This is a genomic window from Nonomuraea sp. NPDC049378, assembly GCF_055586745.1.
The window spans coordinates 103,270-128,007 of record NZ_JBVJHP010000012.1; the positions used below are offsets into that span (position 1 = coordinate 103,270).

At 70.3% G+C, this 24,738-nt stretch carries 21 protein-coding genes; 3 read left to right on the forward strand and 18 right to left on the reverse strand.

Annotated features, from left to right (window positions below; all coding sequences use genetic code 11):
• Positions 1 to 29 precede the first annotated feature (29 nt).
• Positions 30 to 1,118: a cupin domain-containing protein gene (locus tag ACZ6SA_RS25820; RefSeq protein ID WP_465830922.1), complete on the forward strand. Its 1,089-nt coding sequence runs from the start codon at positions 30 to 32 to the stop codon at positions 1,116 to 1,118.
• A gap of 36 nt (positions 1,119 to 1,154) precedes the next feature.
• Here ACZ6SA_RS25820 and ACZ6SA_RS25825 read toward each other — a convergent pair whose 3' ends face one another.
• The 18 genes from ACZ6SA_RS25825 to pgsA all read right to left on the reverse strand — a co-directional run bounded on the left by ACZ6SA_RS25825 (position 1,155) and on the right by pgsA (position 20,592).
• Entirely contained in the window at positions 1,155 to 3,347 is a 2,193-nt protein-coding gene (locus ACZ6SA_RS25825) for a RelA/SpoT family protein (protein ID WP_347621225.1), read from the reverse strand.
• A gap of 187 nt (positions 3,348 to 3,534) precedes the next feature.
• Entirely contained in the window at positions 3,535 to 4,053 is a 519-nt protein-coding gene (locus ACZ6SA_RS25830; RefSeq protein WP_347648917.1) for an adenine phosphoribosyltransferase, read from the reverse strand.
• Between the two features lie 271 nt (positions 4,054 to 4,324).
• On the reverse strand, positions 4,325 to 5,320 hold the full coding sequence (gene secF, locus ACZ6SA_RS25835; RefSeq protein WP_347648918.1) for a protein translocase subunit SecF: 996 nt from the start codon (positions 5,318 to 5,320) through the stop codon (positions 4,325 to 4,327).
• A gap of 1 nt (position 5,321) precedes the next feature.
• The gene (gene secD / locus ACZ6SA_RS25840) at positions 5,322 to 7,127 is read right to left on the reverse strand and encodes a protein translocase subunit SecD (protein ID WP_465830925.1); all 1,806 of its coding nucleotides are present in this window, start codon (positions 7,125 to 7,127) and stop codon (positions 5,322 to 5,324) included.
• A gap of 91 nt (positions 7,128 to 7,218) precedes the next feature.
• Positions 7,219 to 7,593 carry a preprotein translocase subunit YajC gene (gene yajC / locus ACZ6SA_RS25845; protein ID WP_347648920.1) on the reverse strand — a complete coding sequence of 125 codons (375 nt, stop codon included), beginning with the start codon at positions 7,591 to 7,593 and terminating at the stop codon, positions 7,219 to 7,221.
• A gap of 211 nt (positions 7,594 to 7,804) precedes the next feature.
• Complete coding sequence (ruvB, locus tag ACZ6SA_RS25850) at positions 7,805 to 8,836, reverse strand: Holliday junction branch migration DNA helicase RuvB (RefSeq protein WP_347648921.1); 1,032 nt, start codon at positions 8,834 to 8,836, stop codon at positions 7,805 to 7,807.
• 156 nt (positions 8,837 to 8,992) lie between these two features.
• Positions 8,993 to 9,613, reverse strand: a complete 621-nt coding sequence (gene ruvA, locus ACZ6SA_RS25855) for a Holliday junction branch migration protein RuvA (protein ID WP_347648922.1) — start codon at positions 9,611 to 9,613, stop codon at positions 8,993 to 8,995.
• Between the two features lie 309 nt (positions 9,614 to 9,922).
• Positions 9,923 to 10,447: a crossover junction endodeoxyribonuclease RuvC gene (gene ruvC / locus ACZ6SA_RS25860; protein ID WP_347648983.1), complete on the reverse strand. Its 525-nt coding sequence runs from the start codon at positions 10,445 to 10,447 to the stop codon at positions 9,923 to 9,925.
• A gap of 85 nt (positions 10,448 to 10,532) precedes the next feature.
• Positions 10,533 to 11,675 carry a GNAT family N-acetyltransferase gene (locus ACZ6SA_RS25865; RefSeq protein ID WP_465830929.1) on the reverse strand — a complete coding sequence of 381 codons (1,143 nt, stop codon included), beginning with the start codon at positions 11,673 to 11,675 and terminating at the stop codon, positions 10,533 to 10,535.
• 298 nt (positions 11,676 to 11,973) lie between these two features.
• The gene (locus tag ACZ6SA_RS25870) at positions 11,974 to 12,723 is read right to left on the reverse strand and encodes a YebC/PmpR family DNA-binding transcriptional regulator (RefSeq protein WP_132503667.1); all 750 of its coding nucleotides are present in this window, start codon (positions 12,721 to 12,723) and stop codon (positions 11,974 to 11,976) included.
• Between the two features lie 3 nt (positions 12,724 to 12,726).
• On the reverse strand, positions 12,727 to 13,305 hold the full coding sequence (pdxT, locus tag ACZ6SA_RS25875) for a pyridoxal 5'-phosphate synthase glutaminase subunit PdxT (RefSeq protein ID WP_347648924.1): 579 nt from the start codon (positions 13,303 to 13,305) through the stop codon (positions 12,727 to 12,729).
• Between the two features lie 149 nt (positions 13,306 to 13,454).
• The gene (locus ACZ6SA_RS25880; RefSeq protein WP_465830931.1) at positions 13,455 to 15,146 is read right to left on the reverse strand and encodes an alkaline phosphatase D family protein; all 1,692 of its coding nucleotides are present in this window, start codon (positions 15,144 to 15,146) and stop codon (positions 13,455 to 13,457) included.
• A gap of 142 nt (positions 15,147 to 15,288) precedes the next feature.
• Positions 15,289 to 16,209 (reverse strand): pyridoxal 5'-phosphate synthase lyase subunit PdxS, encoded by a 921-nt coding sequence (pdxS, locus tag ACZ6SA_RS25885; RefSeq protein WP_181957849.1) that lies wholly within the window; start codon positions 16,207 to 16,209, stop codon positions 15,289 to 15,291.
• 109 nt (positions 16,210 to 16,318) lie between these two features.
• Positions 16,319 to 17,335 carry a DUF3048 domain-containing protein gene (locus tag ACZ6SA_RS25890; protein WP_347648926.1) on the reverse strand — a complete coding sequence of 339 codons (1,017 nt, stop codon included), beginning with the start codon at positions 17,333 to 17,335 and terminating at the stop codon, positions 16,319 to 16,321.
• A gap of 62 nt (positions 17,336 to 17,397) precedes the next feature.
• Positions 17,398 to 17,940, reverse strand: coding sequence for a hypothetical protein (locus tag ACZ6SA_RS25895; RefSeq protein WP_347648927.1), 543 nt, complete (start codon positions 17,938 to 17,940; stop codon positions 17,398 to 17,400).
• The gene (locus ACZ6SA_RS25900) at positions 17,937 to 19,067 is read right to left on the reverse strand and encodes a glycosyltransferase family 4 protein (RefSeq protein WP_347648928.1); all 1,131 of its coding nucleotides are present in this window, start codon (positions 19,065 to 19,067) and stop codon (positions 17,937 to 17,939) included. The genes ACZ6SA_RS25895 and ACZ6SA_RS25900 overlap by 4 nt, the downstream gene beginning before the upstream one ends.
• Positions 19,064 to 19,972: a phosphatidylinositol mannoside acyltransferase gene (locus tag ACZ6SA_RS25905; protein WP_347648929.1), complete on the reverse strand. Its 909-nt coding sequence runs from the start codon at positions 19,970 to 19,972 to the stop codon at positions 19,064 to 19,066. The genes ACZ6SA_RS25900 and ACZ6SA_RS25905 overlap by 4 nt, the downstream gene beginning before the upstream one ends.
• On the reverse strand, positions 19,969 to 20,592 hold the full coding sequence (gene pgsA, locus ACZ6SA_RS25910; RefSeq protein ID WP_443154143.1) for a phosphatidylinositol phosphate synthase: 624 nt from the start codon (positions 20,590 to 20,592) through the stop codon (positions 19,969 to 19,971). Before pgsA ends, ACZ6SA_RS25905 begins: the two co-directional genes overlap by 4 nt.
• A 144-nt stretch (positions 20,593 to 20,736) precedes the next feature.
• On the opposite strand from pgsA, the gene ACZ6SA_RS25915 reads away from it, so the two are divergent.
• Positions 20,737 to 22,875 (forward strand): elongation factor G-like protein EF-G2, encoded by a 2,139-nt coding sequence (locus ACZ6SA_RS25915; protein ID WP_347648931.1) that lies wholly within the window; start codon positions 20,737 to 20,739, stop codon positions 22,873 to 22,875.
• Positions 22,876 to 23,008: 133 nt separating this feature from the next.
• Positions 23,009 to 24,559 carry a glycoside hydrolase family 10-like protein gene (locus ACZ6SA_RS25920; RefSeq protein ID WP_443154141.1) on the forward strand — a complete coding sequence of 517 codons (1,551 nt, stop codon included), beginning with the start codon at positions 23,009 to 23,011 and terminating at the stop codon, positions 24,557 to 24,559.
• Positions 24,560 to 24,738 lie beyond the last annotated feature (179 nt).

Here is a 24,738-nt window from a genome sequence, read left to right on the forward strand (position 1 = left end):
CGCCGGCACCTGGGATCTAGGCTGACGCCATGGATCCCGTCACCGACGCGCGCGCCCTGGTCGAGGAGATGTTCCCGGGGGCGCTGTACGCCTTCGTCGGCGGCAGCGTGCTCACCGAGCGCCGCACCAGCACCTCCGATCTCGACGTCGTGGTGGTGCTCGACGGCCTGGCCGCCCCCTACCGCGAGTCGCTGCGCTGGCGCGGGTGGCCGGTGGAGATGTTCGTGCACAGCGAGACCAGCCTGCACGCCTACTTCGACAAGGACTTCGGCAGGCGCAGGCCGAGCCTGGCGCGCATGTGCGCGGAGGGCGCGGTGCTGGCCGACAGGACGGGCGGGCGGGCCAGCGACCTGCAGAGCGCGCTCGGCGAGCGCCTGGCCGCGGGCCCCGGCGGGCTGACGCCCGACCAGGCCGAGCGGGCCCGCTACGTGCTGTCCGACCTGCTCGACGACCTGGCGGGCGTCACCGACGCCGGCGAGCAGGCGTTCATCCGCTGGGAGGTGGTCCAGGAGGCCGCCAGGACCGCGCTGGGCGTGGGGCGCAGGTGGCAGGGAAGCGGCAAGTGGCTGCTGCGCGAGCTGCGCGCGCACGACCCCGAGCTGGCCGGCGAGCTGCTCGCCGCGCACGACGACCCCGTACGCCTGGCCGCCGTCGCCTCAGGCGTGCTGGAACGGGCCGGAGGGCGGCTCTGGGAGGGCTACCGGGCCGAGGGCGACCCGTTCCACCAGCCGCTGCGTCACGTGCCCGCCGGCGGGCTCTCGGGCGACACGGCGCAGAGCTCCGGCATGCGACGGCTGGCCGCCATCAGCGGCGCCACGGCCGGCTCCACGCGGTTGTGGATGGGCCAGACGCACGTCGCGCCCGCCACCCGCTCGTCCGACCACCACCACGGGGCGTCCGAGACGGCCATCTACGTGGTCAGCGGCACGCCGGCGTTCGTCTTCCTGGAGGACGCCGAGGAGGTGCGCATCGAGGCGGGGCCCGGCGACTACATCTACGTTCCGCCGTACGTGCCCCACCGGGAGGAGAATCCGGACCCGTCGCAGGAGGCGGTGGTGGTGATCGCCCGCAGCACCCAGGAGGCGATCGTGGTCAACCTGCCCGGCCTGGCGGGCTGACCGCCCCATCCGACGGTGCCGTCCGACGGTGCCGGCTCAGCCGCCCGCGCCGCTCACCCGGTAGACGTCGAAGACGCCCTGGATGCCGCGTACGGCCTTCAGCACGTGCCCCAGGTGCTTGGGGTCGCCCATCTCGAACGTGAACTTGCTGACCGCCACCCGGTCGCGCGAGGTCGTCACCGAGGCGCTGAGGATGTTGACGTGCTGGTCGGAGAGCGTCCGCGTGACGTCGGACAGCAGGCGCGGCCGGTCGAGCGCCTCGACCTGGATGGCCACCAGGAAGACGCTGTCGTCGCTCGGCGACCAGCTGACCTCCACCAGCCGGTCGGGCTGCGCCTTGAGCTGCTGCACGTTGGTGCAGTCGCCGCGGTGCACCGACACGCCGTGGCCGCGGGTGACGAAGCCGACGATCTCGTCGCCGGGCACCGGGGTGCAGCACTTCGACAGGCGTACCCACACGTCGGCGTCGCCCGCGACGACCACGCCCGCGCCGCCACCGCCCCGGGGACGGCCGCGCAGCCGGGTCGGCAGCGAGGTCTCGGCGATGTCCTCCTCCGCGCTGTCGACGCCGCCGATCGAGGCCACGAGCTTCTGCACGACGTTCTGGGCCGCGACGTGGCCCTCGCCCACGGCCGCGTAGAGGGCGGACACGTCGGGATAGCGCAGGTCGCGGGCCAGGGCCAGCAGCGCCTCACCCGACATCAGCCGCTGCAGCGGCAGGCCCTGCTTGCGCATGGCCCGCCCGATGGCCTCCTTGCCGGCCTCGATCGCGGTCTCGCGGCGCTCCTTGGAGAACCACTGCCTGATCTTGTTGCGGGCCCGGCCGGACTTGACGAACTTCAGCCAGTCACGCGAGGGGCCGGCGTCGGGCGACTTCGAGGTGAAGATCTCCACCGTGTCGCCGTTGCCGAGCCGCGACTCCAGCGGCACCAGGCGCCCGTTGACCCGCGCGCCGATGCAGCGATGACCCACCTCGGTGTGCACGGCGTAGGCGAAGTCGACCGGCGTCGCCCCCTCCGGCAGCGCGATGACCTGCCCCTTCGGGGTGAAGACGTAGACCTCCGACACCGACAGGTCGAACCGCAGCGACTCGAGGAACTCGCCCGGGTCGGAGGTCTCCTTCTGCCAGTCGAGAAGCTGGCGCAACCAGGCCATGTCGCTGCCCGGCTTGACCTTGCCGGGAGGGCCGGGGCTGCCGACCTCCTCCTTGTACTTCCAGTGGGCGGCCACGCCGTATTCGGCCCTGTGGTGCATCGCGTGGGTGCGGATCTGCAGCTCCACCGGCTTGCCCTCGGGACCGATCACCGTCGTGTGCAGCGATTGGTACATGTTGAACTTGGGCATCGCGATGTAGTCCTTGAACCGCCCCGGCACCGGGTTCCACCGGGCGTGGATCGTGCCGAGGGCGGCGTAGCAGTCGCGCACGCTGTCGACCAGCACGCGGATGCCCACCAGGTCATAGATGTCGTCGAACGCCACGTCCCTGGCGATCATCTTCTGGTAGACCGAGTAATAGTGCTTCGGCCGGCCCTTGACCACGGCGCGGATCTTCGCCTCGCGCAGGTCGCCGGAGACCTTCTCGATGACCTCCTGCAGAAAGAGGTCTCTGCGCGGCGCCCGCTCCGACACCATGCGCGCGATCTCGTCGTAGCGCTTGGGATAGAGCATGGCGAAGGCCAGGTCTTCGAGCTCCCACTTGATGGTGTTCATGCCCAGGCGGTGGGCCAGCGGGGCGAAGATCTCCAGCGTCTCGCGCGACTTCTGGTGGCGCTTGTGCTCGGGCAGGTAGCGCATGGTGCGCATGTTGTGCAGCCGGTCGGCCAGCTTGATGATCAGCACGCGGATGTCGCGCGACATGGCGACGACCATCTTGCGCACGGTCTCGGCCTGCGCCGCGTCGCCGAACTTGACCTTGTCGAGCTTGGTGACGCCGTCGACCAGGGAGGCTATCGTCTCGCCGAAGTCGCCGCGGAGCTCGTCGAGGCTGTAGGCGGTGTCCTCCACCGTGTCGTGCAGCAGCGCCGCGCACAGGGTCTCGTCGTCGGTGCCGAGCTCGGCCAGGATCGTCGCCACCGCCAGCGGGTGGGTGATGTAGGGGTCGCCCGACTTCCGCTTCTGGTCACGGTGGTGGTAGGCCGCGACGTCGTAGGCACGCTCGATCAGACGCAGGTCGGCCTTGGGGTGGGTGGCGCGGACCGTACGGAACAACGGCTCCAGCACCGGGTTCATGGCCCCACCCCCAAACCGCCTTCGGCGCACCGCCGGAACGCCGGGCGCTTCGGCGTTGCCGGATTCGGTTACGTCAGGCGCGACCACATCACGGGGCACACAGACTCCTCACGCAATGACTCCTCACGTTCGAGTCCAGATCCCCCAAGTGTATCCAGGCAGCCAACTTGAGCAGTCGCGGGGCGGTTCACACGATCACGAGCGAATGCAACGGCACCCCCGTCAGCCGCTCACGTCCGTGCAGGAACGCCAGCTCCATCAGCACCGCCACACCGGCCACCTCGGCTCCCGTCCGCCTGACCAGCTCCACGGCCGCCGCGGCGGTGCCGCCCGTGGCCAGCACGTCGTCGACGATGAGAACCCGCTCGCCGGACGCGAGGGCGTCACGGTGGACCTCGATGCTCGCGGAGCCGTACTCCAGATCGTAGGACTCCTCGAGGGTTTCGGCGGGCAGTTTCCCCTTCTTGCGCACCGGCACGAACCCGGCGCCCGCGCGGTACGCCACCGGAGCGGCGAGGATGAACCCGCGTGCCTCGATCCCCACGATCTTGTCGACCTGGTGCAACCCGGCCAGCTCGTCCACCACGGCGGCCATCGCCACGGGATCGGCCAGGAGCGGGGTGATGTCCTTGAACAGGACGCCCTGCTTCGGGTAGTCGGGAACGTCCCTGATCCGCTCCAGGATCAATGTGTCCAGCTCGCTCATGGTGTTTCCTCGCATTCCTCACCGGCCGTCTGCCGCGCTCCATGATGGTGCATAGCGGACCCTGGCCGGACCTCCTCACACCGGCCCTCCGTACGCACCCCTGCGCGCCTCAGAGCGTTCCTGGCGGCATGACGACGGCCGTGGTGCCCTTCCGCGCAACGCCCTCGCCAGGAGCGCTCTCAAGGCCGCGCCGGGTCGCTCACGAGGCCCGGGGACACGACCGCGCCCTCGCCCGATGCCGGGCGAGGGCGTCACGAAAGGCGGTGGGCAGCTATCCCTTCGCCGCCGCGGCCTTCTTGGAGTTCTTCGTTCCCCTGGCGCCGCCCGTGGAGGCCAGCCGCTTGGCGATGGCCTGGTATTTCGGCTCGCGCTCCTTCAGCGTCACCAGCAGCGGCGTGGCCACGCACAACGAGGAGTAGGTGCCGACGACCATGCCGACGAACAGCGACAGCGACAGGTCCTTCAGCGTGCCGGCGCCGAGCACCGTGGTGCCGATGAACAGGATCGCCGCCACCGGCAGGATCGCGACCAGCGAGGTGTTCAGCGATCGGATCAGCGTGTGGTTGAGCGCGTCGTTGGCGGCCATCGAGTAGGTCTGCTTGGACGTGTGCCCCAGCTTGGCCGTGACCTCCTTGATCATGTCGAACACCACGACGGCGTCGTAGAGCGAGTAACCGAGGATGGTCAGGAAGCCCAGCAGCGTCGCCGGCGTGACCTCGAAGCCCGACCAGGCGTAGATGCCGGCCGTGATGACGAGGTCGTGGATGAGCGCGACGATCGCGGCCAGCGCCATCTTCGGCTCGAACGCCATCGACAGGTAGAGGATGATCGCCAGCATGAACACGCCCAGGCCGATCCAGGCCTTCTGGGAGACCTCACCGCCCCAGGACGGACCGATGGCCTGGATGCTCACCTGGTCGAGCGGGACCCCGAAGTCCTTGGCGATCTCGCTCTGCACCTGGGCCCGGGTGTCCTCCGGCAGGCTCTCGGTGGTGGCCCGCCAGCCGTCCGTGCCCGCCTGCTGGACGATCACCTGGTGCACGCCCTGGTCGAGCACGGACTCACGCACCTGCTCGACCGTGGTCTGCGAGGACTTGAACGAGAAGATCGTGCCGCCCTTGAACTCCACGCCCAGGTTGAGCCCGTTGACGAGCAGCCCGGCCAGCGAGACGGCGAGCAGCAGGCCGGACAGGCTGTACCACAGCCGCCATTTGCCGACGAAGTCAACGTCGATCTCGCCGCGGTAGAGGCGACGCCCCAGTCCCATCTCAGGCCTCCTGCGGAGTGGTCGTGCGGCCGGTCGAGCCGACCTCGCTCATACGCTCGGCGTCGAGGCCGGACAGCGGGTGCCCCTTGGCGAAGAACTTCACCCTCGCCAGCGAAGCGATGAACGGCTTGGTGAACAGGAACACCACCACGACGTCGATCAGCGTGGTCAGGCCCATCGCGAACGCGAATCCGGCGACACCGCCAACCGCGAGGAAATACAGCACGATGGCGGCGATGAACATGACGGCGTCGGCGATCAGGATCGTCCGCCTGGCACGGACCCAGGCCACCTCGACGGCCGAGCGGAGCGTGCGCCGTCCTTCCTTCATCTCGTCACGGATGCGTTCGAAGTAGACGATGAAGGAGTCGGCGGTGATGCCGATGGAGACCACCAGGCCGATGATGTGCGGCAGGGAGAGGCGGAAGCCGGCGTTGTGCCCGAGCACCACCACGGACGTGTACGTGATGACCGTGGCCACCACGAGGCTCAGCACCGCCACGATGCCGAGGCCGCGGTAGTAGAGCAGGCAGTAGACGACGACGAGGGCCAGGCCGATCAGGCCGGCGATCAGGCCGCCCTCGAGCTGGTCCTGGCCCAGGGTCGAGGAGACGGTGTCGACGGAGCTGCGGTTGAACTTCAGCGGCAGCGCGCCGTATTTGAGCTGGTCGGCCAGCGTGGTGGCGCTGGCCTGGTCGAAGCCGCCGGTGATCTCCGCCCGGCCGCCCGGGATCGGGCTGATGATGTTGGGGGCGGTGATGACGACGCCGTCGAGCACGACGGCGACCTTGTTGCGCGGTTCCTGGGAGTTGTAGGCGGCGGTGGTGAGCTTGCTCCACTCACCGGCGCCCTTGCTCTTGAAGTCGAGTTGGACGACCCACTCGGTGGTGCCCTGGCGGACGCCCGCGGAGGCGGTGTCGATGTCGGTGCCGACGACCTTGGCGACGTCGAGGACGTACTTGAAGCTGCCGTCGCTCTCGCAGCCGGCGTACTGCTTGTTGGGGTCGTCCTGGACGCCCTGCCCGCGGTTGGCGGGGTCGGCGCAGTTGAGCTTCTTGAACTGGGCCAGCACCGCGGGGTCGATGCCCTCGGTGTTGACGCCCGTGGCGTTGGGGTCCGCCGCCGGGGGTTGGCTGGGGTCGTCGCTCGGCGCGGGCGTGGATTTCCCGTCCTTGGTGCCCCGCTTGTCCTGGCCCTTGGGGCTCTGCGTGGCCGTGGGCTCGGCCGAGGCGCCGGGCGTCGGCGCGGTCAGCGCCGACGACAGCGCCTTGCCCGTGGGCGACGTGCTCGGCTGCGGCGCTCCGGCCGGCTGAGACGCCGGCGGCCTGACCGGCTCTGAGGCCTTCGGCTTGGCCGGGTCGGAGGCCGCGGGCTCGCCCGACTTGCTCGCGGGGTCCGAGGGCTCGGCGGACTTGCCGCCCGAGGGCGAGGCGCTCGGCGTCGGCGCGTTGGTCGCCAGGTCTGCCGGGGCCTGCGTGGCCTCCATGGCGAGCACCTGGCGGAAGCGCAGCTCCGCGGTGGTCGCGACCAGCTTGATGGCCTCGTTCTGCCCGACACCCGGAATGGAGATGATGATGTTGTCGCCGGACTTGGCGACCTCCGCGTCCGAGATGCCGGTGCCGTTGACCCGGTCGCGGATGATGTTGACCGCCCGGTCAAGGATCTCCTCTGGAGGAGCCGCGTTGTTCTGGGTCACGGGCGACAGAGTCACCGTCGTGCCGCCGGCTAGGTCGAGCCCCAGCTTGGGCGTGTACGCCTGCTGCAGGAACATCGTCCCGCCCAGGGCGAGGAAGAGCGCCAGGAGCACCAGGAGCGTACGCCCCGGTCGGCTGTGGCGGCTGGTCGGTCGGGCCACTGGTCGTCAGTTCTTTCAGATAGAGGTTTGTCGCAGAGCTTAGTCAGGACTGCTTGGTGCTGGAGTCCTGGTCTCCGTTGCGATCCACGGCGGCCTCGGACTCGTTCTTGCCCTCCTCGTCGGACGCGGCCTCGTCACCTGCGGAAGCGTCTCCGGGCGTGACGACGCGGCCGATGGCGGCCTTCACCCAGCGGGTCTCGACACCGGGGGCGACCTCGAGGACGACGTCCTCATTGTCCACCGCGACGACGGTGCCGAACAGGCCCGTCGTGGTCATGACGCGCGCACCCGGGGTCAGAGAGTTCTGCATCCGGATCGCCTCTTGCTGGCGCTTGCGCTGAGGGCGGATCAGCAGGAAGTAAAACACCACCACCAAGAGAATGAGCGGCAGGATGCTTCCGAGTTGTCCCATGTCCATAAGGGGCGACCTTCCATTGTCGTACAAGGAGTTGACACCGGCCTCGCGCCGGAAATTCCGTGCGTCGCGTCGGACCGCGCCACTCGGGCCGTCAGCCTACACAGCCAGCCAAGCCACGGAGTGTAGGCGCTTGTCGCGAAACGCGGCAACGAAGCAGCGTTTCGGCGCGCGGGGAAGTTCCCATATTGAAACGGTTGCAACCGTTCTGTGATCAGTCGAAAAGCGGGGCTCCGAATGCGTCCGGTGGTGGAGTCATGCCGAGATGGGTCCACGCGGCCGCGGTCGCCACCCGGCCGCGCGGCGTCCTGGCCAGCAGACCTTGGCGTACGAGGAACGGCTCGGCCACCACTTCGACCGTCTCCGGCTCCTCGCCCACGGCGACCGCGAGGGTCGACAACCCCACGGGACCGCCCCCGAACTTCTTCAGCAGCGCGCCCAGCACCGCTCTGTCGAGCCGGTCGAGCCCTTCTGCGTCAACTTCATAAAGGTTGAGCGCCGCCGCCGCGACGGAGCGGTCGATCACCCCGTCGGCGCGCACGTCGGCGAAGTCGCGCACCCGCCGCAGCAGCCGGTTGGCGATGCGGGGCGTGCCCCTCGACCGCCTGGCGATCTCGTGGGCGCCGTCGTCGGGCAGGCCGACGCCGAGCAGCCTCGCCGACCGGTAGAGCACCTGCTCCAGCTCGCCGACCTCGTAGAAGTCCATGTGGGCGGTGAACCCGAACCTGTCGCGCAGCGGCGCGGGCAGCAGCCCGGCCCTGGTCGTGGCGCCGACCAGGGTGAACGGCGCGATGTCGAGCGGGATGGCGGTGGCCCCCGGGCCCTTGCCGACGACGATGTCGACCCGGAAGTCCTCCATCGCGAGGTAGAGCATCTCCTCGGCGGGCCTGGCCATCCGGTGGATCTCGTCGATGAACAGCACCTCGCCCTCGGCCAGCGTCGACAGGATCGCCGCGAGGTCGCCCGCGCGTTCGAGAGCCGGACCCGAGGTGATCCGGAGCGGCGCGTTCAGCTCGGCCGCGATGATCATCGCCAGGGTCGTCTTGCCGAGCCCAGGAGACCCGCTCATCAGCACGTGGTCGGGTGGCCGCTGCCGGCGCAGAGCACTTTCGAGCACGAGGGAGAGCTGCTCGCGCACCCGGCCCTGGCCGATGAACTCGCCGAGCCGCTTGGGCCTGAGCGCCGCCTCGATCTGCAGCTCCTCGCCCTCGGCGTCGGGTGAGACGAGCTCCCGATCAGAGCTCACCGTGGCACCTCCTCACGCCGTCGACGACCCTGCGCACCGCATCCAGCCCGCGGGACCCGGCATGGCACCGCCCGTCGCGACCCGGAGGGGCCAACCTATCGAAAGTGCGGCAGGCCACGTCGGCGCGTGCGGTGACGCCGGCTCCGCCGTCATGACTCATCGCACGCTCAGCGATCGCAGCGCGGCCTTCAGCAGCGTGGCCACCCGCGGCTGGCGCCCGGCGGCGAGGTCGGCGTCGGCCTCGGGCTCCACGGCGGCGATCGCCTCGTCGGCGTCCTTGCTGGAGTAGCCGAGCCCCACCAGCCCCGAGTGCACCTGCTCGCGCCAGGCCGCGGCCTTCCGCTCGCCGTTGAGCGCGGCGTCGACCGCCGTCTCCGGCGTGCCGAGCCGGTCCTTCAGCTCCAACACGATGCGCTGGGCCCCCTTCTGCCCGATGCCCGGCACCTGGGTGAGCGCCTTCAGATCGGCGCCGGCCACGGCCACCCGCAGCGCGTTGGGCGTGTGCACGGCCAGCATCGCCAGCGCCAGCTTCGGCCCGACGCCGCTGGCCGTCTGCAGCAACTCGAACACCGCCCGCTCGTCGTCGGTGGCGAAGCCGAAGAGGGTGAGGGACTCCTCGCGCACGACGAGCGACGTGGCCAGGCGCGCCTCCTCGCCGAGGCGCAGCGTGGCGAGCGTGCCGGGGGTGCAGTGGGTGAGAACCCCGACGCCGCCGACCTCGATCACGGCTCCGTCGGGCGCGATCGCCGCCACCTTCCCCGCCACCGACGCGATCACAACCCGCCTCCTGTCTTGGATCCGATCACAACCCTGCCCTCCGCCTCGGGACCCAGCCTGCCGGAGGCCGGCCCCGCACGTGGCGCGAACGCCCCCAGGAACCGCCCAGGAAGCGGCCGGAGCCGCCGCGCCAGGACCACCTGGCCCTCCGGGTGGAAACGGCCGCCCCGGCGCCCTCACGAGGCGGCGGGAGACGGCCCGGCGCCCGAGAAGCCGGCTCCCCCGCCGGACCGTCCGGCCCGGGGGCGACGCGTGGACGAGGCGCACGGCGCTCCGGGGCGCCGTGGGCCGTGCTGCTCCACTGCGCCGTCACGGCCCGGCCTTCCTGGCCTTGGCGAGGGCCGCGGCGAGGCGGTGCTGGGCGCCGCCGCGCCAGACGTGGCAGATGGCCAGTGCGAGCGCGTCGGCGGCGTCGGCGGGCCTGGGCATCTCGGCGAGCCGCAGCAGCCGCGTGACCATGGCGCCGATCTGCTTCTTGTCGGCCGTGCCGCTGCCGGTGATGGCGGCCTTCACCTCGGACGGCGTGTGCAGCGCCACGGGCAGCCCGCGCCGGGCCGCGCACAGCACCGCGATCCCGGCGGCCTGCGCCGTGCCCATGACGGTGCGTACGTTGTGCTGGCTGAAGACCCGCTCGACCGCGACCGCGTCGGGACGCACGTCGTCGAGCCACTTCTCGATGCCGGCCTCGATGCCCACGAGCCGGGCCCCGAGCTCCTCGTCGGCGCCGGTGCGCACGACTCCGACGGCCACGAGCGTCAGCGGCGCGCCCGGACGCCCTTCGACGGCGCCCAGACCGCACCGGGTCAGCCCCGGATCGACGCCCATCACCCGCACCGGCATGCCCTCCCGCGTACGCCGAACATCTGTTCGGCACGAGACTCTACTCCGCCCGCGGTGGCCGCGCACCGGGAAACGCCCGTCAGAAGTCCTCGAGCATGTACGGCCTGGCGGCGAAGGCGGCGTCGAGTGTCTCGTCGTATCGGTCATCTCCGGACATGAGCCCGCTGAGGCGGAGGGTGGCCGCCGGGATCCCGGCGTACAGGGCGGAAAGGCCGTTCACGCTGAGCCTCACCCCGGGCTGCTCGGCCGGGATGACCGCGGCGGAGCCGCCGGCGAACTCCAGCCGCCACGTGCCGCCCCCTCCGAGAGGGTCGTCCACGGTGACGACGGCGTCGCCGGCAAGGCGCGCCGGGTAGCCCCTGCGCTCGGCCGCCGCGGCGACGTCGAGCACCCTGAACATCCACCGCCGCTGCGTGACCTGCTCGACCGTCCGCTCGCGCAGCAGCCACAACACCGGGTCGTCGGGAGCCACGTGCGCGACGACCTCGTGCGCGATCGAGGACGCGCTGCCCACCAGGGACCACAGTGCCCTGAGCGTCTCCCCCGATCCGGCGACGAGGCTGTCGACCAGCATGTCCTCGCCGTGCCACCGGTAGACCACGAAACCGTCGTCGGCGACGTAGAGGAAGTCGTCCTCACTCTCGAGCCACAGGCTCCAGGTCTGCTCGTCCCAGGAGACGGGCCCGCTGGCGCGGGCGGCGCCGTGGACGCGGTGCAGGATGGAGACGACCTCTCCGGCGTCGCCAGGGCCCATCCTGCGCAGCTTGACCTGGCCGGACTGCCGGATCTGGCGCAGCAGCTCGGCGGGGAGCCTGACGCTGTGCTGGGCTCCTGCGTGCTCATAGCCGAGCGAGCGGTAGATGCCGGTGGTGGCCGGATAGAGCACGGAGACCGCGTCGCCGAGCGCCCTGCCGCGTTCGACGACGGCCCGCATGATCGTGCTGCCGCAGCCGCGGCCGCGGTCCTCCGGCGCCACGGTGACCCCGGCGATCCCGGCCATCGGCTGCGGCCTGCCGTGCCACCACTGCGTGAACTGACGCAGCCGCGCCGCGGCGGCCAGCCTGGTGCCGTCGAAGGCACCCAGATAGCGGCCCTCACCGAGGGATGGGAGCACCGCCCTGCGCCACCTGTCCCGGTCGGAGGCGGACAGCGGGCCGAAGGCGCGTCTGCGAAGGTCAAGGACGTCGTCGAGGTCTTCAGGGGTGAGGTCGCGTATTTCCACAGTCAGCCAACTTATGCGGCGGGAGTACGCGCTCGCGAACCGGTTAGCGTGAGATCGAGCCTGCCGGGACAGGGCAGCTGCGCGGCGGCCGTGGCCACGGCCGGCCGCCGGCGCCACGGCGACGACGGTCGCGGCATCCGATCACGCCCGGGATCGCCCCTGTGACGGTCGCGACGGCCGCTCGGCGCCTGCTCCGCATTCCCTGAAGGCATAGGCTCGCGAGCGTCTCTGTGGAGCGCTCAGGGCCCGCCACACCCGAGGTGCCCGGACGCACCCCGGCCTTCGCCGGGCAGGAACGCTAGTCCAGCGCCGCCAGCACGTCGTCGGAGACGTCGAAGTTGGCGTAGACGTTCTGGACGTCGTCGCTGTCCTCCAGCGCGTCGATGAGGCGGAAGACCTTCTTGGCCCCCTCCTCGTCGAGCGGCACGCTCATCGTCGGCAGGAAGCTCGACTCCGCCGAGTCGTAGTCGATGCCGGCGTCCTGGAGGGCCTTGCGCACCGGCACCAGGTCACCGGCCTCGGACACGACCTCGAACGAGTCACCGAGGTCGTTGACCTCCTCGGCGCCCGCGTCGAGCACGGCCATCAGCACGGTGTCCTCGTCGAGGCCGTTCTTCGGCACGATGACGACGCCTTTGCGGTTGAACATGTAGGAGACGGACCCGGGGTCGGCCAGCGAGCCGCCGTTGCGGGTCAGCGCCACGCGCACCTCGGAGGCGGCGCGGTTGCGGTTGTCGGTGAGGCACTCGATGAGCACCGCGACGCCGCCCGGCGCGTAGCCTTCGTAGGTGATGGTCTGCCAGTCGGCGCCACCGGCCTCGAGGCCGCCGCCGCGCTTGCGGGCCCGCTCGATGTTGTCGTTGGGCACGGAGTTCTTCTTCGCCTTGAAGATGGCGTCGAAGAGGGTGGGGTTGGCATCAGGGTCAGGGCCACCTGTCCGGGCCGCCACCTCGATGTTCTTGATGAGCTTCGCGAACAGCTTGCCGCGTTTGGCGTCGAGCGCGGCCTTCTTGTGCTTCGTCGTCGCCCATTTGGAGTGGCCGGACATTGGCTAGAGCTCCCTCAGCATGTCTACGAAGTAACGGTGCACGCGAGCGTCTCCGGTCAGCTCGGGATGGAACGACGTCGCGAGCAGCGGCCCTTGTCGGACCGCGACGATCCTATCCCCAGGCTCGCACTTGCCCAGCACGTCGACGCCCGCGCCGACGGATTCGACCCAGGGCGCGCGGATGAAGACCGCGTGCACCCGCTGCCCGGCGAAGTCGATGTCCTCCTCGAACGAGTCGACCTGGCGGCCGAACGCGTTGCGCCTGACGACCATGTCGATGCCGCCGACGGTCTGCTGGCCGGAAACGCCGTCCTCGATCCGGTCGGCCAGCATGATCATGCCGGCGCAGGAACCGTAGGCGGGCATGCCCTCCTTGATCCGCATGCGCAGGGGCTCGAACATGTCGAAGGCCTCGGCCAGCTTCCACATCGTCGTCGACTCGCCGCCGGGAATGACCAGGCCGTCGACCGCCTCCAGCTCGGCGGGCCTGCGCACGGCCGTGGCCCGCGCTCCCGCCTCCTGGAGCATGCGCACATGCTCGCGCACGTCGCCCTGCAGGGCGAGTACACCGATCGTGGGCACGGCAGATCCTTCCGTCCGGGTGCGGGTTCAGACAATTCAACACCACGACCGGCCGGGATCTTCCTGGCAGGGTCCGCGCCTCGGGGCCGGGGAGCCGCGGAGCGCGCCGGCCGGGACACGGCGGGGTGTCCCGGCCGGCGCGCGAGAGTTCACGGACGCTCGGTCTCCAGGCGGACCGTCTCCTCCACGGTCATGGGCTGGCTGCGCAGGGCCGGGTCGACCGGGCGCAGGTACGTCTGCTGCACCCCGGGCGTCCGGTCCTCGATCACGAACGTGGCCCGCGTGTACACCTCGCCTCCAGGTGTCTGCACCTGCGGCACCACCTTGAAGTCGGCCGTCATCTGATCGCGCTCGACCTTCGTCAGCACGTAGCCGCGCTGGTTGTTGTAGAACTTCAGATGCGGGTTGATCTTGAGGAACGGGTGCGTCGCCGGGTCGGAGTCGGCCCCGTTCCCGCCGGTCGAGATCGAGGTGGCCACCAGTTCCGACCCGACGGACGGACCCGTCGGGTCGTCGTAGTCGAGCTTGAGGTCGCTGGCCCAGTGGGCGTGCACGTCGCCGGTCAGCACGACCGGGTTGCGCACCTTCGCGTCGAGCCAGCCCTGCGTGATGCGCTTGCGGGAGGCGACGTAGCCGTCCCACGCGTCCTGGCTGGTGATCTTGGCCGGGCCGTCGTTGTTGTCGCGCTGGGCGAAGAACACCTGCTGGCCGAGGATGTCCCACTGCGCCCGCGAGTGCCGGAAGCCGTCCAGCAGCCACGCCTCCTGCTCGGCGCCCGTGATGGAGCGGGCCGGGTCGATCGAGGCGGGGCAGTCGCGGTAGCCGTCGCCGCAACCCTGGTCGTCGCGGTACTGGCGGGTGTCGAGCATGTGGAAGGTGGCCATCCTGCCCCACCGGACGCGGCGGTAGAGCTGCATGTCGATGCCGCGCGGGATGGAGGTGCGGCGCAACGGCATGTTCTCGTAGTAGGCGCGGAAGGCGGCCTCGCGCCTGCTCAGGAAGTTCGGCTGGGGGTTCTCGGGCTTCTCGGGCACCTCGTCGGCCCAGTTGTTGTCCACCTCGTGGTCGTCCCACACCACCAGCCACGGCGCGGCGGCGTGCGCGGCCTGCAGGTCGGGGTCGGTCTTGTACTGGGCGTGGCGCTGGCGGTAGTTGGCGAGGGTCTCGGTCTCGGAGCCCTCGTGGTCGCGGACGTTGCCGCCGGGGATGGTGTAGGTGTCCTTGGTGTACTCGTACTGGTAGTCGCCCAGGTGCAGGATCACGTCGGGGCGCTCCTCGGCCAGCCGGCGGTACGCCGTGAAGAAGCCGTGCTCGTACTGTGAGCAGGAGACGAACGCCATGGCCAGGGCGCCGCCGTACGACAGGGGGTGCGGGGCGGTGCGGGCGCGGCCGAGCGGCGAGACGTACGGGCCGACGCGGAAGCGGTACCAGTAGTCGCGGTCGGAGCCCAGGTTCGCAAGCTCCACGTGGACGCTGTGCCCCCATTCCGGCGCGGCCACCGTCACGCCGCTGCGCACGACGCGGCGGGCGCGCTCGTCGGAGTACACCTGCCACAGCACGGGGAACGGCCGCTGCGGCATGCCTGCGAGCCCGTCCTCGGCCATCGGCTGCTGGGCGAGCCTGGTCCAGATGACGAAGCCCTCGTGGTCGGGGTCGCCCGACGCGACGCCGAGGGTGAAGGGGTCGGTGCGCAGCCCGCGCGAGGCGAGGCTCCGGGCGGTTTCCTTACTGGGGTCCGCGGCGGGGTCTGGGGCGGCGTGCGCGCCGGTCGCGGGGATCGCGGCGGCGGCGCCCGCCGCTAAACCGGTGACGAGGAAGTGCCGGCGGTTCAGCTTGGACACGTGAGGCTCCCGGACGATCAAGGGTGAGGGACGTCCGTAGCTTGACTCAGGATCATGACCAGAGGGTGAACAGCAGGACAGAAAAAGGCGACATCCTTCACGGATGCCGCCTTTCTGACGATTTTCGTCGTACGGAGTGTGACTACCAGCCGCGCTCGGCCAGCCGGTGCGGCTGCGGGATGTCGTCGACGTTGATGCCGACCATGGCCTCCCCCAGGCCGCGCGAGACCTTGGCGATGACGTCGGGGTCGTCGTAGAAGGTGGTGGCCTTGACGATGGCCGCCGCGCGCTTGGCCGGATCGCCCGACTTGAAGATGCCGGAGCCCACGAAGACGCCCTCGGCGCCCAGCTGCATCATCATGGCGGCGTCGGCCGGGGTGGCGATGCCGCCAGCGGTGAACAGCACGACCGGCAGCTTGCCGAGCTTCGCGACCTCCGCGACCAGCTCGTACGGCGCCTGCAGCTCCTTGGCGGCGACGTACAGCTCGTCCTCGGGCAGCGACGTGAGCCGCTTGATCTCGGCGCGGATCGTCCGCATGTGGGTGACGGCGTTGGAGACGTCACCGGTGCCCGCCTCGCCCTTGGAGCGGATCATCGCCGCGCCCTCGGTGATGCGGCGCAGGGCCTCTCCCAGGTTGGTCGCCCCGCACACGAACGGCACGGTGAACTGCCACTTGTCGATGTGGTTGGCGTAGTCGGCCGGGGTGAGCACCTCTGACTCGTCGACGTAGTCGACGCCGAGCGCCTGCAGCACCTTCGCCTCGACGAAGTGGCCGATGCGGGCCTTGGCCATGACGGGGATCGACACGGCCTCGATGATGCCGTCGATCATGTCGGGGTCGCTCATCCTCGACACGCCGCCCTGGGCGCGGATGTCGGCGGGGACGCGCTCGAGGGCCATGACGGCGACCGCCCCGGCGTCCTCAGCGATCTTGGCCTGCTCGGGCGTGACGACGTCCATGATGACACCGCCCTTGAGCATCTCGGCCATGCCGCGCTTGACGCGGGCCGTTCCGGTGACGGGGCTGCTTTCTGGCGTGCTGCTGGACACGGTCTTCCTCACGGGCTCTCACGACGAATCGGTATGTTCTCAAGCCCATCGTAGGTCCTGACGGACCCCTCCCCCGACATGCCAATATGTCAGGGTTTATCGCCTTACTTATACAGAAGGACTAGGGGATGACGGGCTTGCGGCTGGCGAGGGCGACCCAGACCTGGCCGGGTGCGAAGTTCATCGGCTCGCCGCTCTCCGTGGTGAACGTCGTGCCGTCCTTCTCCGATTCCCGCTCCCAGTTCGCCTTGAACGCCTTGCCGTCACGCAGCACGATCGCCTTGCCCTTGCCCGTGGTGTGCACGAGCGGCGTGTAGCTGTCGTTCTTGTCGTGGAACTGCGAGCGCTCGGTCTTGGTGTACTGGATGACGACCGTCGGCGCGCCGAGCTGCCCGCCCTCCGCGGCCACGTCCTTCTTGCCGTCCTGCCAGATCATCCACTTCTTCCTCGCCTCGGACCAGGCGAAGGTGAAGCGGGCCGCGGGCCACTTGACCGTGTACGACTTGCGCTCCACGCCGCCCTCGGCCGGAGCGTCGCCGAAGGTGAAGCCGATGTCCTTGGCCTTGCTCGCCTTCGGCGCCGCGGCCAGCAGCCGCTTGGTGTTGGCGAACAGGTTGTAGGGGGCGAAGCGGCCCGGCTGGCGGAAGTACGCGTTGGGGTTGCGCGTGTCGCCGACGTCGAACAGGGACGCCTCGGCGATGAACGGCAACATCTTGCTCTGCGCCCCCGAGTAGGAGAAGGCGGGCTTGCCGAACTGCGGCGCGATGTGCAGGTCGGAGATGCGGGCGCTGCGCACCGGCCCCACCTTGGACGGCAGCTTGGACGAGAAGATCGCCATGAGCCGGGTCAGACCGGCCTCGACCTGCTCGACGTAGACGATGTCGGCGCTCTTCAGGCCCTGCTGCGGCTTGCCCGCCGCGGTGTTCTCGATCTTCACGGCGAGCACGGGCTTGAGGCTGTCGTACGGCCTGCCGGTGAAGGGGTGGGTCTTGACCTCGACGGGCTCCTCGCTCGGCGCGACGGAGGCGGCCGCCTGCGGCACCTTGCCCGGCGCCGGCTCCTCGGAGGAACAGGCCGAGACGGGCAGGAGCACGGCCGCTCCGGCCAGCCAGATCGTGATCGTCCGGGATAGCCGCACCAGTAACACTCCTCGCTTCAGCCGTGAAACGGGATGAAGCTTACTGGCTTCACCAAATTAGGTCATTCAGTTGCCATAGCCGCTGGTGGATTGTCATCGATCTCGAAGAATCGGGGGTACTCGGTGTGGCCGGCCAGGCGGAGGGTCCTGGCGAGCCAGCGGCGCTGCGCCGTACGCGTGACCGCGACCGCGTTGTTGTAGAAGCGGCGGGAGTAGACCACCTTGGCCACGGCGGCGTCGAGCTCTTCGAGCAGGTCACGCCCCCCGGGCGCCTCCGACAGCTTCTCCCTGAACCGCTCCTGGTCGACGACCGCCCGCAGCGCCCGCGACAGGTCGCTCTCGGCGTGCTCGCGCTCGTCGGGGCCCGCCGTCCTCGCCTCGTGGGCGGCGGCGGCCAGCACCAGGGACGTGGCGGGATCGAGCAGGCGTGACCCGGCCAGCTCCAGCACCACGGCCCTGCGCCGCATCAGCGCGGCGTCCAGCGACTCCTGAGCCAGCTCCAGCCGGATGTGCAGGCGGTCGAGCCGGCCCGCGCGCCAGGAGATGTAGACGGCCACGAGCACCACGACGATGCCCACGATCAACACGATCATGGTGGATGTCACAGGTCTTCCTCCACACGCCCCGCGCCGCTCGTGGTGACCGTCTCGTAGACGCGCACGACGTCGCGCGCGACCGTGGACCAGTCGTATTTCCTGACCGCGACCAGCGCCTCGGCGGCCAGCTTGGCCCGGCGTTCCGGAGCGTCGAGCAGCGCGCCCGCCTCGCGTGCCAGCGCGCCCGGGTCGCCGTTGGAGAACAGCGCGCCCGCCTGCCCGTCGCCGAGCACCCTGCGGAAGGCGGGGATGTCGCTGGCCAGCACCGTGGCCCCGGACGCCATGGCCTCGGCCAGCACGATGCCGAAGCTCTCGCCGCGCGTGTTGGGCGCGCAGAACACGTCGACCGAGTGGTAGGCGCGGATCTTGTCGGCCTCGCTCACCATGCCGAGCACGGTCACCCGGTCGTGGAAGCGTTTGGGCACCCGCTCGTAGACGTCCTTCTCGTCGCCTGGGCCGGCGATGAGCAGCTTCACCTCCGCCCGCTCGGCCGCGAGCTTCGAGAACGCGTCGAGCAGGATGGGCAGCCCCTTGCGCTCTTCGTCCATCCGGCCGAGGAAGCCGAGCGTGGCACCGTCGGGCCCCCAGCCGTCGAGCGGCTCGGCCTCGGTGTAGCGGGAGACGGTCACGCCGTTGGGGATCAGCACGGTGTCGCCGCCGAACTGCTCCACCAGGCTCTTACGGGCCGCGTCGGAGACCGCGATGCGCCCGCTGAGCTTCTCCAGCGCGCTCTGCAGCACCGGCTCGGCCACCGCGATCGCCCGCGAGCGCACCCACGAGGCGTGGAACGTCGCCACGATCGGGCCCTTGGCGGCCCAGCAGGCCAGGATGCCCAGGCTCGGGATCAGCGGCTCGTGGATGTGCAGCACGTCGAACTCGCCCGTGCGCACCCATCGCCGCACCCGCGCGGCCGACAGGAAACCGAACGACATCCTCGCCACCGACCCGTTGTACGGCACGGGGACGGCCCGGCCCGCGCCCGTCACGTAGGGGGGCAGCTCGTCGTCGTCGGCCGCCGGCGCGATCACCGACACCTCGTGGTCCTGCGCCATGAGCGCCTGGGCCAGGTCGTCGATGTGCTGCTTGACCCCGCCCGGCATGTCCCACGAGTAGGGGCAGACGATGCCGACCTTCATGACCGCAGGTCCTCCAGCCAGAGCCGCTGCAGCATGTGCCAGTCCTCCGGGTGCTCGGTGATCCCTTTCTCGAACACCTCGGCCATGCGCTGCGCCACCGCGGCGACCTTCTCCTGCCGGGTGCCCTCCTCAGGGACCGGGACCTCCTCGTGGATGTGGATGCCCCAGTCGTCGCCCACGAAGTAGACGGTCGCGGGCAGCAGCGCGGCCCCGGTCTGCACGGCCAGCAGCGGCGGTCCCGCGGGCACCTTGGTGGTCGCGCCGAAGAAGCGCACCTCGACGCCGCTCCTGGTCAGGTCGCGCTCGGCGGGCAGGCACACGACCCCGCCCCTGCGCACCCGCGTGGCCAGGGTGCCGAAGTTGTGCCCGTCGCCTCCGGTGAGCGGCAGCACCTCCATGCCGAGCCCTTCGCGGAAGGCGACGTAGCGGCGGAACAGCGACTCCGGCCTCAGCCGCTCGGCCACGGTGGTGAACGGATGCCCCACGCCCACCAGCCACGCGCCCGCCTGGTCCCAGTTGCCCATGTGGGGCAGGGCCAGCACCACGCCCCGCCCGGCCGCCACGGTGTCGTGCACGTGCTCGGCGCCGATGACGTGGGTGCGGCGCACGATCTCCTCGGTGCGCATCGACGGCAGCCGGAAGATCTCGTGGAAGTAGCGGAAGTAGGAGCGCATGCCGGCCCTGGTGAGCTCGCTCAGCTCGAGGCTGCCCGCCTCGAGGCCGGTCACCCTGGCCAGGTTGGACTCCAGCCGGCGGACGGACCTGCCTCCCCTGCGCCAGACGCGGTCGGCCATGAAGCGGAAGACCGCCGCCGTCGGGCCCTGGGGCAACAGTGGGACGAGCTTCCAGCCGGCCGCGAAGCCCGCGGCCACGATGCGATCGCTGACGGACGCCTTCTCGCTCATGTCTCCCTCGTCTGATGGTAGACCGCCACCACACGCTGCCCCACGGTGATCAGGCTGGCCACCGCGAGCAGCCACATGCCCGCCGGCAGGACGTACGGTACGCCGAGGCCCGAGAAGAAGGCCGCGACCAGCGCCACGACCAGCCGCTCAGGACGCTCGGCCAGCCCCACGTCGGCCGTGAGCCCGAGCCCCTCCGCCCTCGCCTTGGCGTAGGAGACCACGGCGCCCGCGACCAGGCACACCAACGTCACCGCGGCCATCAGCGTGTCGCCTCCGGCGACGAAATACAAGATCAGGCCGGCGAAGATGGCGGCGTCGGCGACCCGGTCGAGCGTCGAGTCGAGGAACGCCCCCCAGGCGCTGCCGCCCTTGCCGCCGAGCCTGGCCACCACGCCGTCGAGGAGGTCGAACAGCACGAAGACGGTGATGACGAGGGCGCCCACGGTCAGCAGCCCCAGCGGGAAGAAGAGCAGGGCGGACACGACGGTGCCGAGGGTGCCGATCGCCGTGACGGCGTCGGGGCCGATCCCGCGGCCGGCGAGAGCCCTGCCCAGCGGGGTGAGTATCCGGGTCATGGCCGGGCGCAGGAGTTTGAGCATCGCCGTCCGATCGTAGGCCATCACGGACCTGACAACTTTCTTTGCCCTGCCCCTCTTGTGATATCCGCCACAGGGGTATTTGGTGAACACACCGCGTCCATGCGGTTTCTGTCACCTTCCGCGCGGGCGCGGCGTTGGGAAACATCCGACGACGCGGGAGGCGATGTGGCGGAAAGACACTCAGGCGGCGCCGTGGGAGCCGCGGGCAGGGCACCCGCGGCCGACCGGGCGGACGCGATACGCAATGTCGTGCTGGTCGGCCACTCGGGAGCGGGCAAGACGACCCTCGTCGAGCAGCTGCTGGCCGCCACGGGCACCATCCAGCGCCCGGGCCGCGTGGAGGACGGCAACACGGTCAGCGACTTCGACGAGGTCGAGGTCCGGCAGCAGCGCTCCGTCAACCTCGCGTCGGCACCGCTCATGTTCAACGGAATCAAGATCAACCTTCTCGACACGCCCGGTTACGCCGATTTCGTGGGGGATCTGCGCGCGGGGCTGCGCGCGGCCGACGCCGCGCTCTTCGTGGTGTCGGCCTCCGAGGGGATCGACGGCCTCACCCGCATCCTCTGGGAGGAGTGCTCCCAGGTCGGCATGCCGCGCGCGGTCGTGATCACGAAGATCGACCACCAGCGGGCCGATTTCGACGAGGTGCTCACCACCTGCCAGGACGTGTTCGGCGACGGCGTCGCGCCTCTCTATCTCCCGGTGATCACCAACGGCCACGTCAACGGCCTCATCGGGCTCCTGTCGCAGAAGTTCTTCAACTACGCCACCGGCACGCGCACGGAGAAGGACCCTGGAGCCGAGTACGCGTCCCAGATCGAGGACCACCGCGGCGTCCTGATCGAGGGGATCATCCAGGAGAGCGAGGACGAGTCGCTCATGGAGCGCTACCTCGAGGGTGAGCCCATCGAGACCAAGGTCCTCATCGACGACCTGGAGAAGGCGGTCGCGCGCGGCAGTTTCTACCCGGTGCTCTGCAGCGGGCTCGGCGTCGGTGCGACGGAGGTGCTCGAGCTCATCACGCAGGGCTTCCCGTCCCCCCTCGAACATCCCATGCCGGAGATCACCGATCTGTCCGGCAAACCGGTCAAGGACATCACCTGCGACCCGGACGGCCCGCTCGTGGCCGAGGTCGTCAAGACCACCAGCGACCCGTACGTGGGCCGCATCAGCCTCGTACGCGTCTTCTCCGGCACGCTGCGCCCCGACATGACCGTGCACGTGTCCGGGCACGGCCTGGCCGAGCGCGGCCACGAGGACCACGACGTCGACGAGCGCATCGGCACCCTGACCTGCCCGCTGGGCAAGCAGCAGCGCGGCGCGGCCAAGGGCCTCGCCGGCGACATCGTGGCCGTGGCCAAGCTGTCGCGCGCCGAGACCGGCGACACGCTCTCGGACGTCGAGCGGCCGCTGCTGATGACGGCCTGGCAGATGCCCGACCCGCTGCTCCCCGTGGCCATCAGGGCCAAGTCGAAGGCCGACGAGGACAAGCTGTCACAGGCCCTCGGCAGGCTGGTGGCCGAGGACCCGACGCTGCGCCTGGAGAACAACGCCGAGACCAGGCAGCTCGTCCTGTGGTGCATGGGCGAGGCGCACACCGACGTGCTGCTCGACCGCCTGTCCAAACGGCACGGCGTCGAGGTCGAGCGGGTGGACCTGCGGGTGCCGCTGCGCGAGACGTTCGGCGGCAGGTGCCAGGCGATGGGCCGCAACGTCAAGCAGACCGGCGGCCACGGCCAGTACGCCATCTGCCACCTGGAGGTCGAGCCGCTGCCGTCGGGAGGCGGCTTCGAGTTCGTCGACAAGATCGTGGGCGGCGTGGTGCCGCGCCAGTTCATCCCGTCGGTCGAGAAGGGCGTGCGGGCCCAGATGGAGCGGGGCGTCGTCGCCGGCTACCCGATGGTGGACGTCCGTGTCACCCTGTACGACGGCAAGGCCCACTCCGTCGACTCCTCCGACATGGCCTTCCAGATCGCGGGCCAGCTCGCGCTGAAGGAGGCCGCGTCCAAGGTGCCGACCCTGCTGCTGGAGCCGGTGGACGAGATCTCCGTGCTGGTGGCCGACGACTATGTGGGCTCGGTGATGTCCGACCTGTCGTCGCGGCGCGGGCGGGTGCTCGGCACCGAGCCCGTGGGCACGGGCCGCACTCTGGTGAAGGCGGAGGTGCCGGAGCTGGAGATAACGCGGTACGCCATCGACCTGAGATCCATGTCACACGGTACCGGCAGCTTCCAGCGCACGTTCCTGCGCTACGAGCCGCTGCCGTCCAACCTCGCGAGCAAGGTGGCGGCAACCGGCTGAGGAACAGGCGGGCCGGCCGGAAGGGCTTTGTCCCTTCCGGACCGGCCCTACCCTTTAATCACAGAAGCATCACGAGTACATTTCTTTTTTTGGTCCCGAGCATGTCAGGGCAACTGCCACACTGGGTGGCACTATGCGAACTGGACGCCCACTCCTAGCCGCTGCCACGCTCGCCGTCGCCACCACGGCCGCCGCCTACGTGTTCGGCCCCGGAGCCGGAGAGAGCCCCGCAGCGAGCCAGAAGAAGACGGCCATGGCCGCCCCCGCCGCGGCATGCAAGGCCGACGCCCGCTTTCCCAAGCGCGAGCTGCGCGGGGTGTGGATCGCCACGACCCAGAACATCGACTGGCCGTCCAAGGCCGGGCTGAGCCCCGCCAAACAGCGGGCCGAATACGTGAAGATTCTGGACAGCGCCGCCCAGCGCCACCTCAACGCCGTCTTCGTCCAGGTCAGGCCCGCCTCCGACGCGCTCTACAAGTCGTCGCTCGAGCCGTGGTCGCAATATCTCACGGGCACGGCGGGCAAGGACCCCGGCTGGGACCCGCTGCCGTTCCTCATCGACGAGGCGCACAAACGCGGCATGGAGTTCCACGCCTGGTTCAACCCCTACCGCGCCTCCTACGGCGACAGCACCGCCAAGCTGCCCGCCGGTCACCCCGCGCGCAAGCACCCGGGCTGGACCGTGAAATACGGCGGCCGCCTCTACTACAACCCCGGCCTGCCCGCCGTGCGCCACCACGTGACCAAGGTCATCACCGACGTGGTCAGCCGCTACGACCTGGACGGCGTGCACTTCGACGACTACTTCTACCCCTATCCCGTGGCGGGCGCGACGTTCGACGACAGCGCGGCCTTCAAGAAGCACGGCAAGGGCAAGAAGCTCGCCGACTGGCGGCGCGACAACGTCAACACCCTGGTCGCCGAGGTCGACAAGGCCGTCCACGACGCGAAGAACCACGTGAAGTTCGGCATCAGCCCGTTCGGCATCTGGCGCAACACCTCCAACGACCCGAGCGGCTCCAAGACGTCGGGCATGTCGGCGTACGACTCGATCTACGCCGACGCGCGCGCCTGGATCAAGTCCGGCACGGTCGACTACGTGCTTCCGCAGCTCTACTGGCCCCGCGGGCACCGGCTGGCCGACTACAACACGCTCGCGCGCTGGTGGGCCCGCGAGGTCAAGGGCACCGACGTGCAGCTCTACATCGGTCACGGCCTCTACCGCGTCGGCGCCAACGACGACAAGGCCTGGAGGAAGCCGGGCGAGCTGGCCGCGCAGGTCGGCGTCAACCGCAAGCTCAAGCAGGTCGACGGCTCGGTCTACTTCAGCGCCAAGCAGGTGCTGAGCGACCCGCTGGGCTCGGTCGACCGCCTGGCCAGGTCCCGCTACGCCCGCCCGGCGCTGCCGCCCCTGATGAAGGAGCGCGGCGGCGAGGCTCCCGCGCCGCCCGCCGGCGCCCAGTCCTCCGACGGCACGCTGACGTGGACTCCTTCCGAGGGCGCCCGCGCGTACGCCGTCTACCGGGTGCCGAAGTCGGGCAAGGACTGCCGCACCACCGACGCCCGCGACCTCGTCGCCGTCGTCTCGCAACCGTCGTACGCGGCGAAGGAGGGCACCTACCTGGTCACCTCGCTCGACCGGCTCTACCACGAGAGCGAGGCCGTCAAGGTGAAGGCCGGCTGACGCCCGCTCCCGTACGCGTCGCAGGAGGACCCGCCGCAGGGCATCGCGGCGGGTCCTCCCGCATGACGTGGGAGCACGCGCCCGAACGGGGAAGGAGAAGAGGTGCATCACACCCGGTGGAGGGAGGGCCGGGCGCGGGACGAGACAGCGGCACGAGACAGCGGCGCGAGACAGGGGCG

Excerpts from the sequence above, each read along its gene's own strand:
- secF (WP_347648918.1), bottom strand. The coding sequence starts at position 5,320 with ATGGGACTGGGGCGTCGCCTCTACCGCGGCGAGATCGACGTTGACTTC.
- ACZ6SA_RS25820 (WP_465830922.1), top strand. The coding sequence starts at position 30 with ATGGATCCCGTCACCGACGCGCGCGCCCTGGTCGAGGAGATGTTCCCG.
- pgsA (WP_443154143.1), bottom strand. The coding sequence starts at position 20,592 with ATGGCCTACGATCGGACGGCGATGCTCAAACTCCTGCGCCCGGCCATG.
- ACZ6SA_RS25830 (WP_347648917.1), bottom strand. The coding sequence starts at position 4,053 with ATGAGCGAGCTGGACACATTGATCCTGGAGCGGATCAGGGACGTTCCC.
- ACZ6SA_RS25825 (WP_347621225.1), bottom strand. The coding sequence starts at position 3,347 with ATGAACCCGGTGCTGGAGCCGTTGTTCCGTACGGTCCGCGCCACCCAC.
- ACZ6SA_RS25920 (WP_443154141.1), top strand. The coding sequence starts at position 23,009 with ATGCGAACTGGACGCCCACTCCTAGCCGCTGCCACGCTCGCCGTCGCC.
- ACZ6SA_RS25905 (WP_347648929.1), bottom strand. The coding sequence starts at position 19,972 with ATGAGCGAGAAGGCGTCCGTCAGCGATCGCATCGTGGCCGCGGGCTTC.
- ACZ6SA_RS25870 (WP_132503667.1), bottom strand. The coding sequence starts at position 12,723 with ATGTCCGGCCACTCCAAATGGGCGACGACGAAGCACAAGAAGGCCGCG.
- ACZ6SA_RS25900 (WP_347648928.1), bottom strand. The coding sequence starts at position 19,067 with ATGAAGGTCGGCATCGTCTGCCCCTACTCGTGGGACATGCCGGGCGGG.
- yajC (WP_347648920.1), bottom strand. The coding sequence starts at position 7,593 with ATGGACATGGGACAACTCGGAAGCATCCTGCCGCTCATTCTCTTGGTG.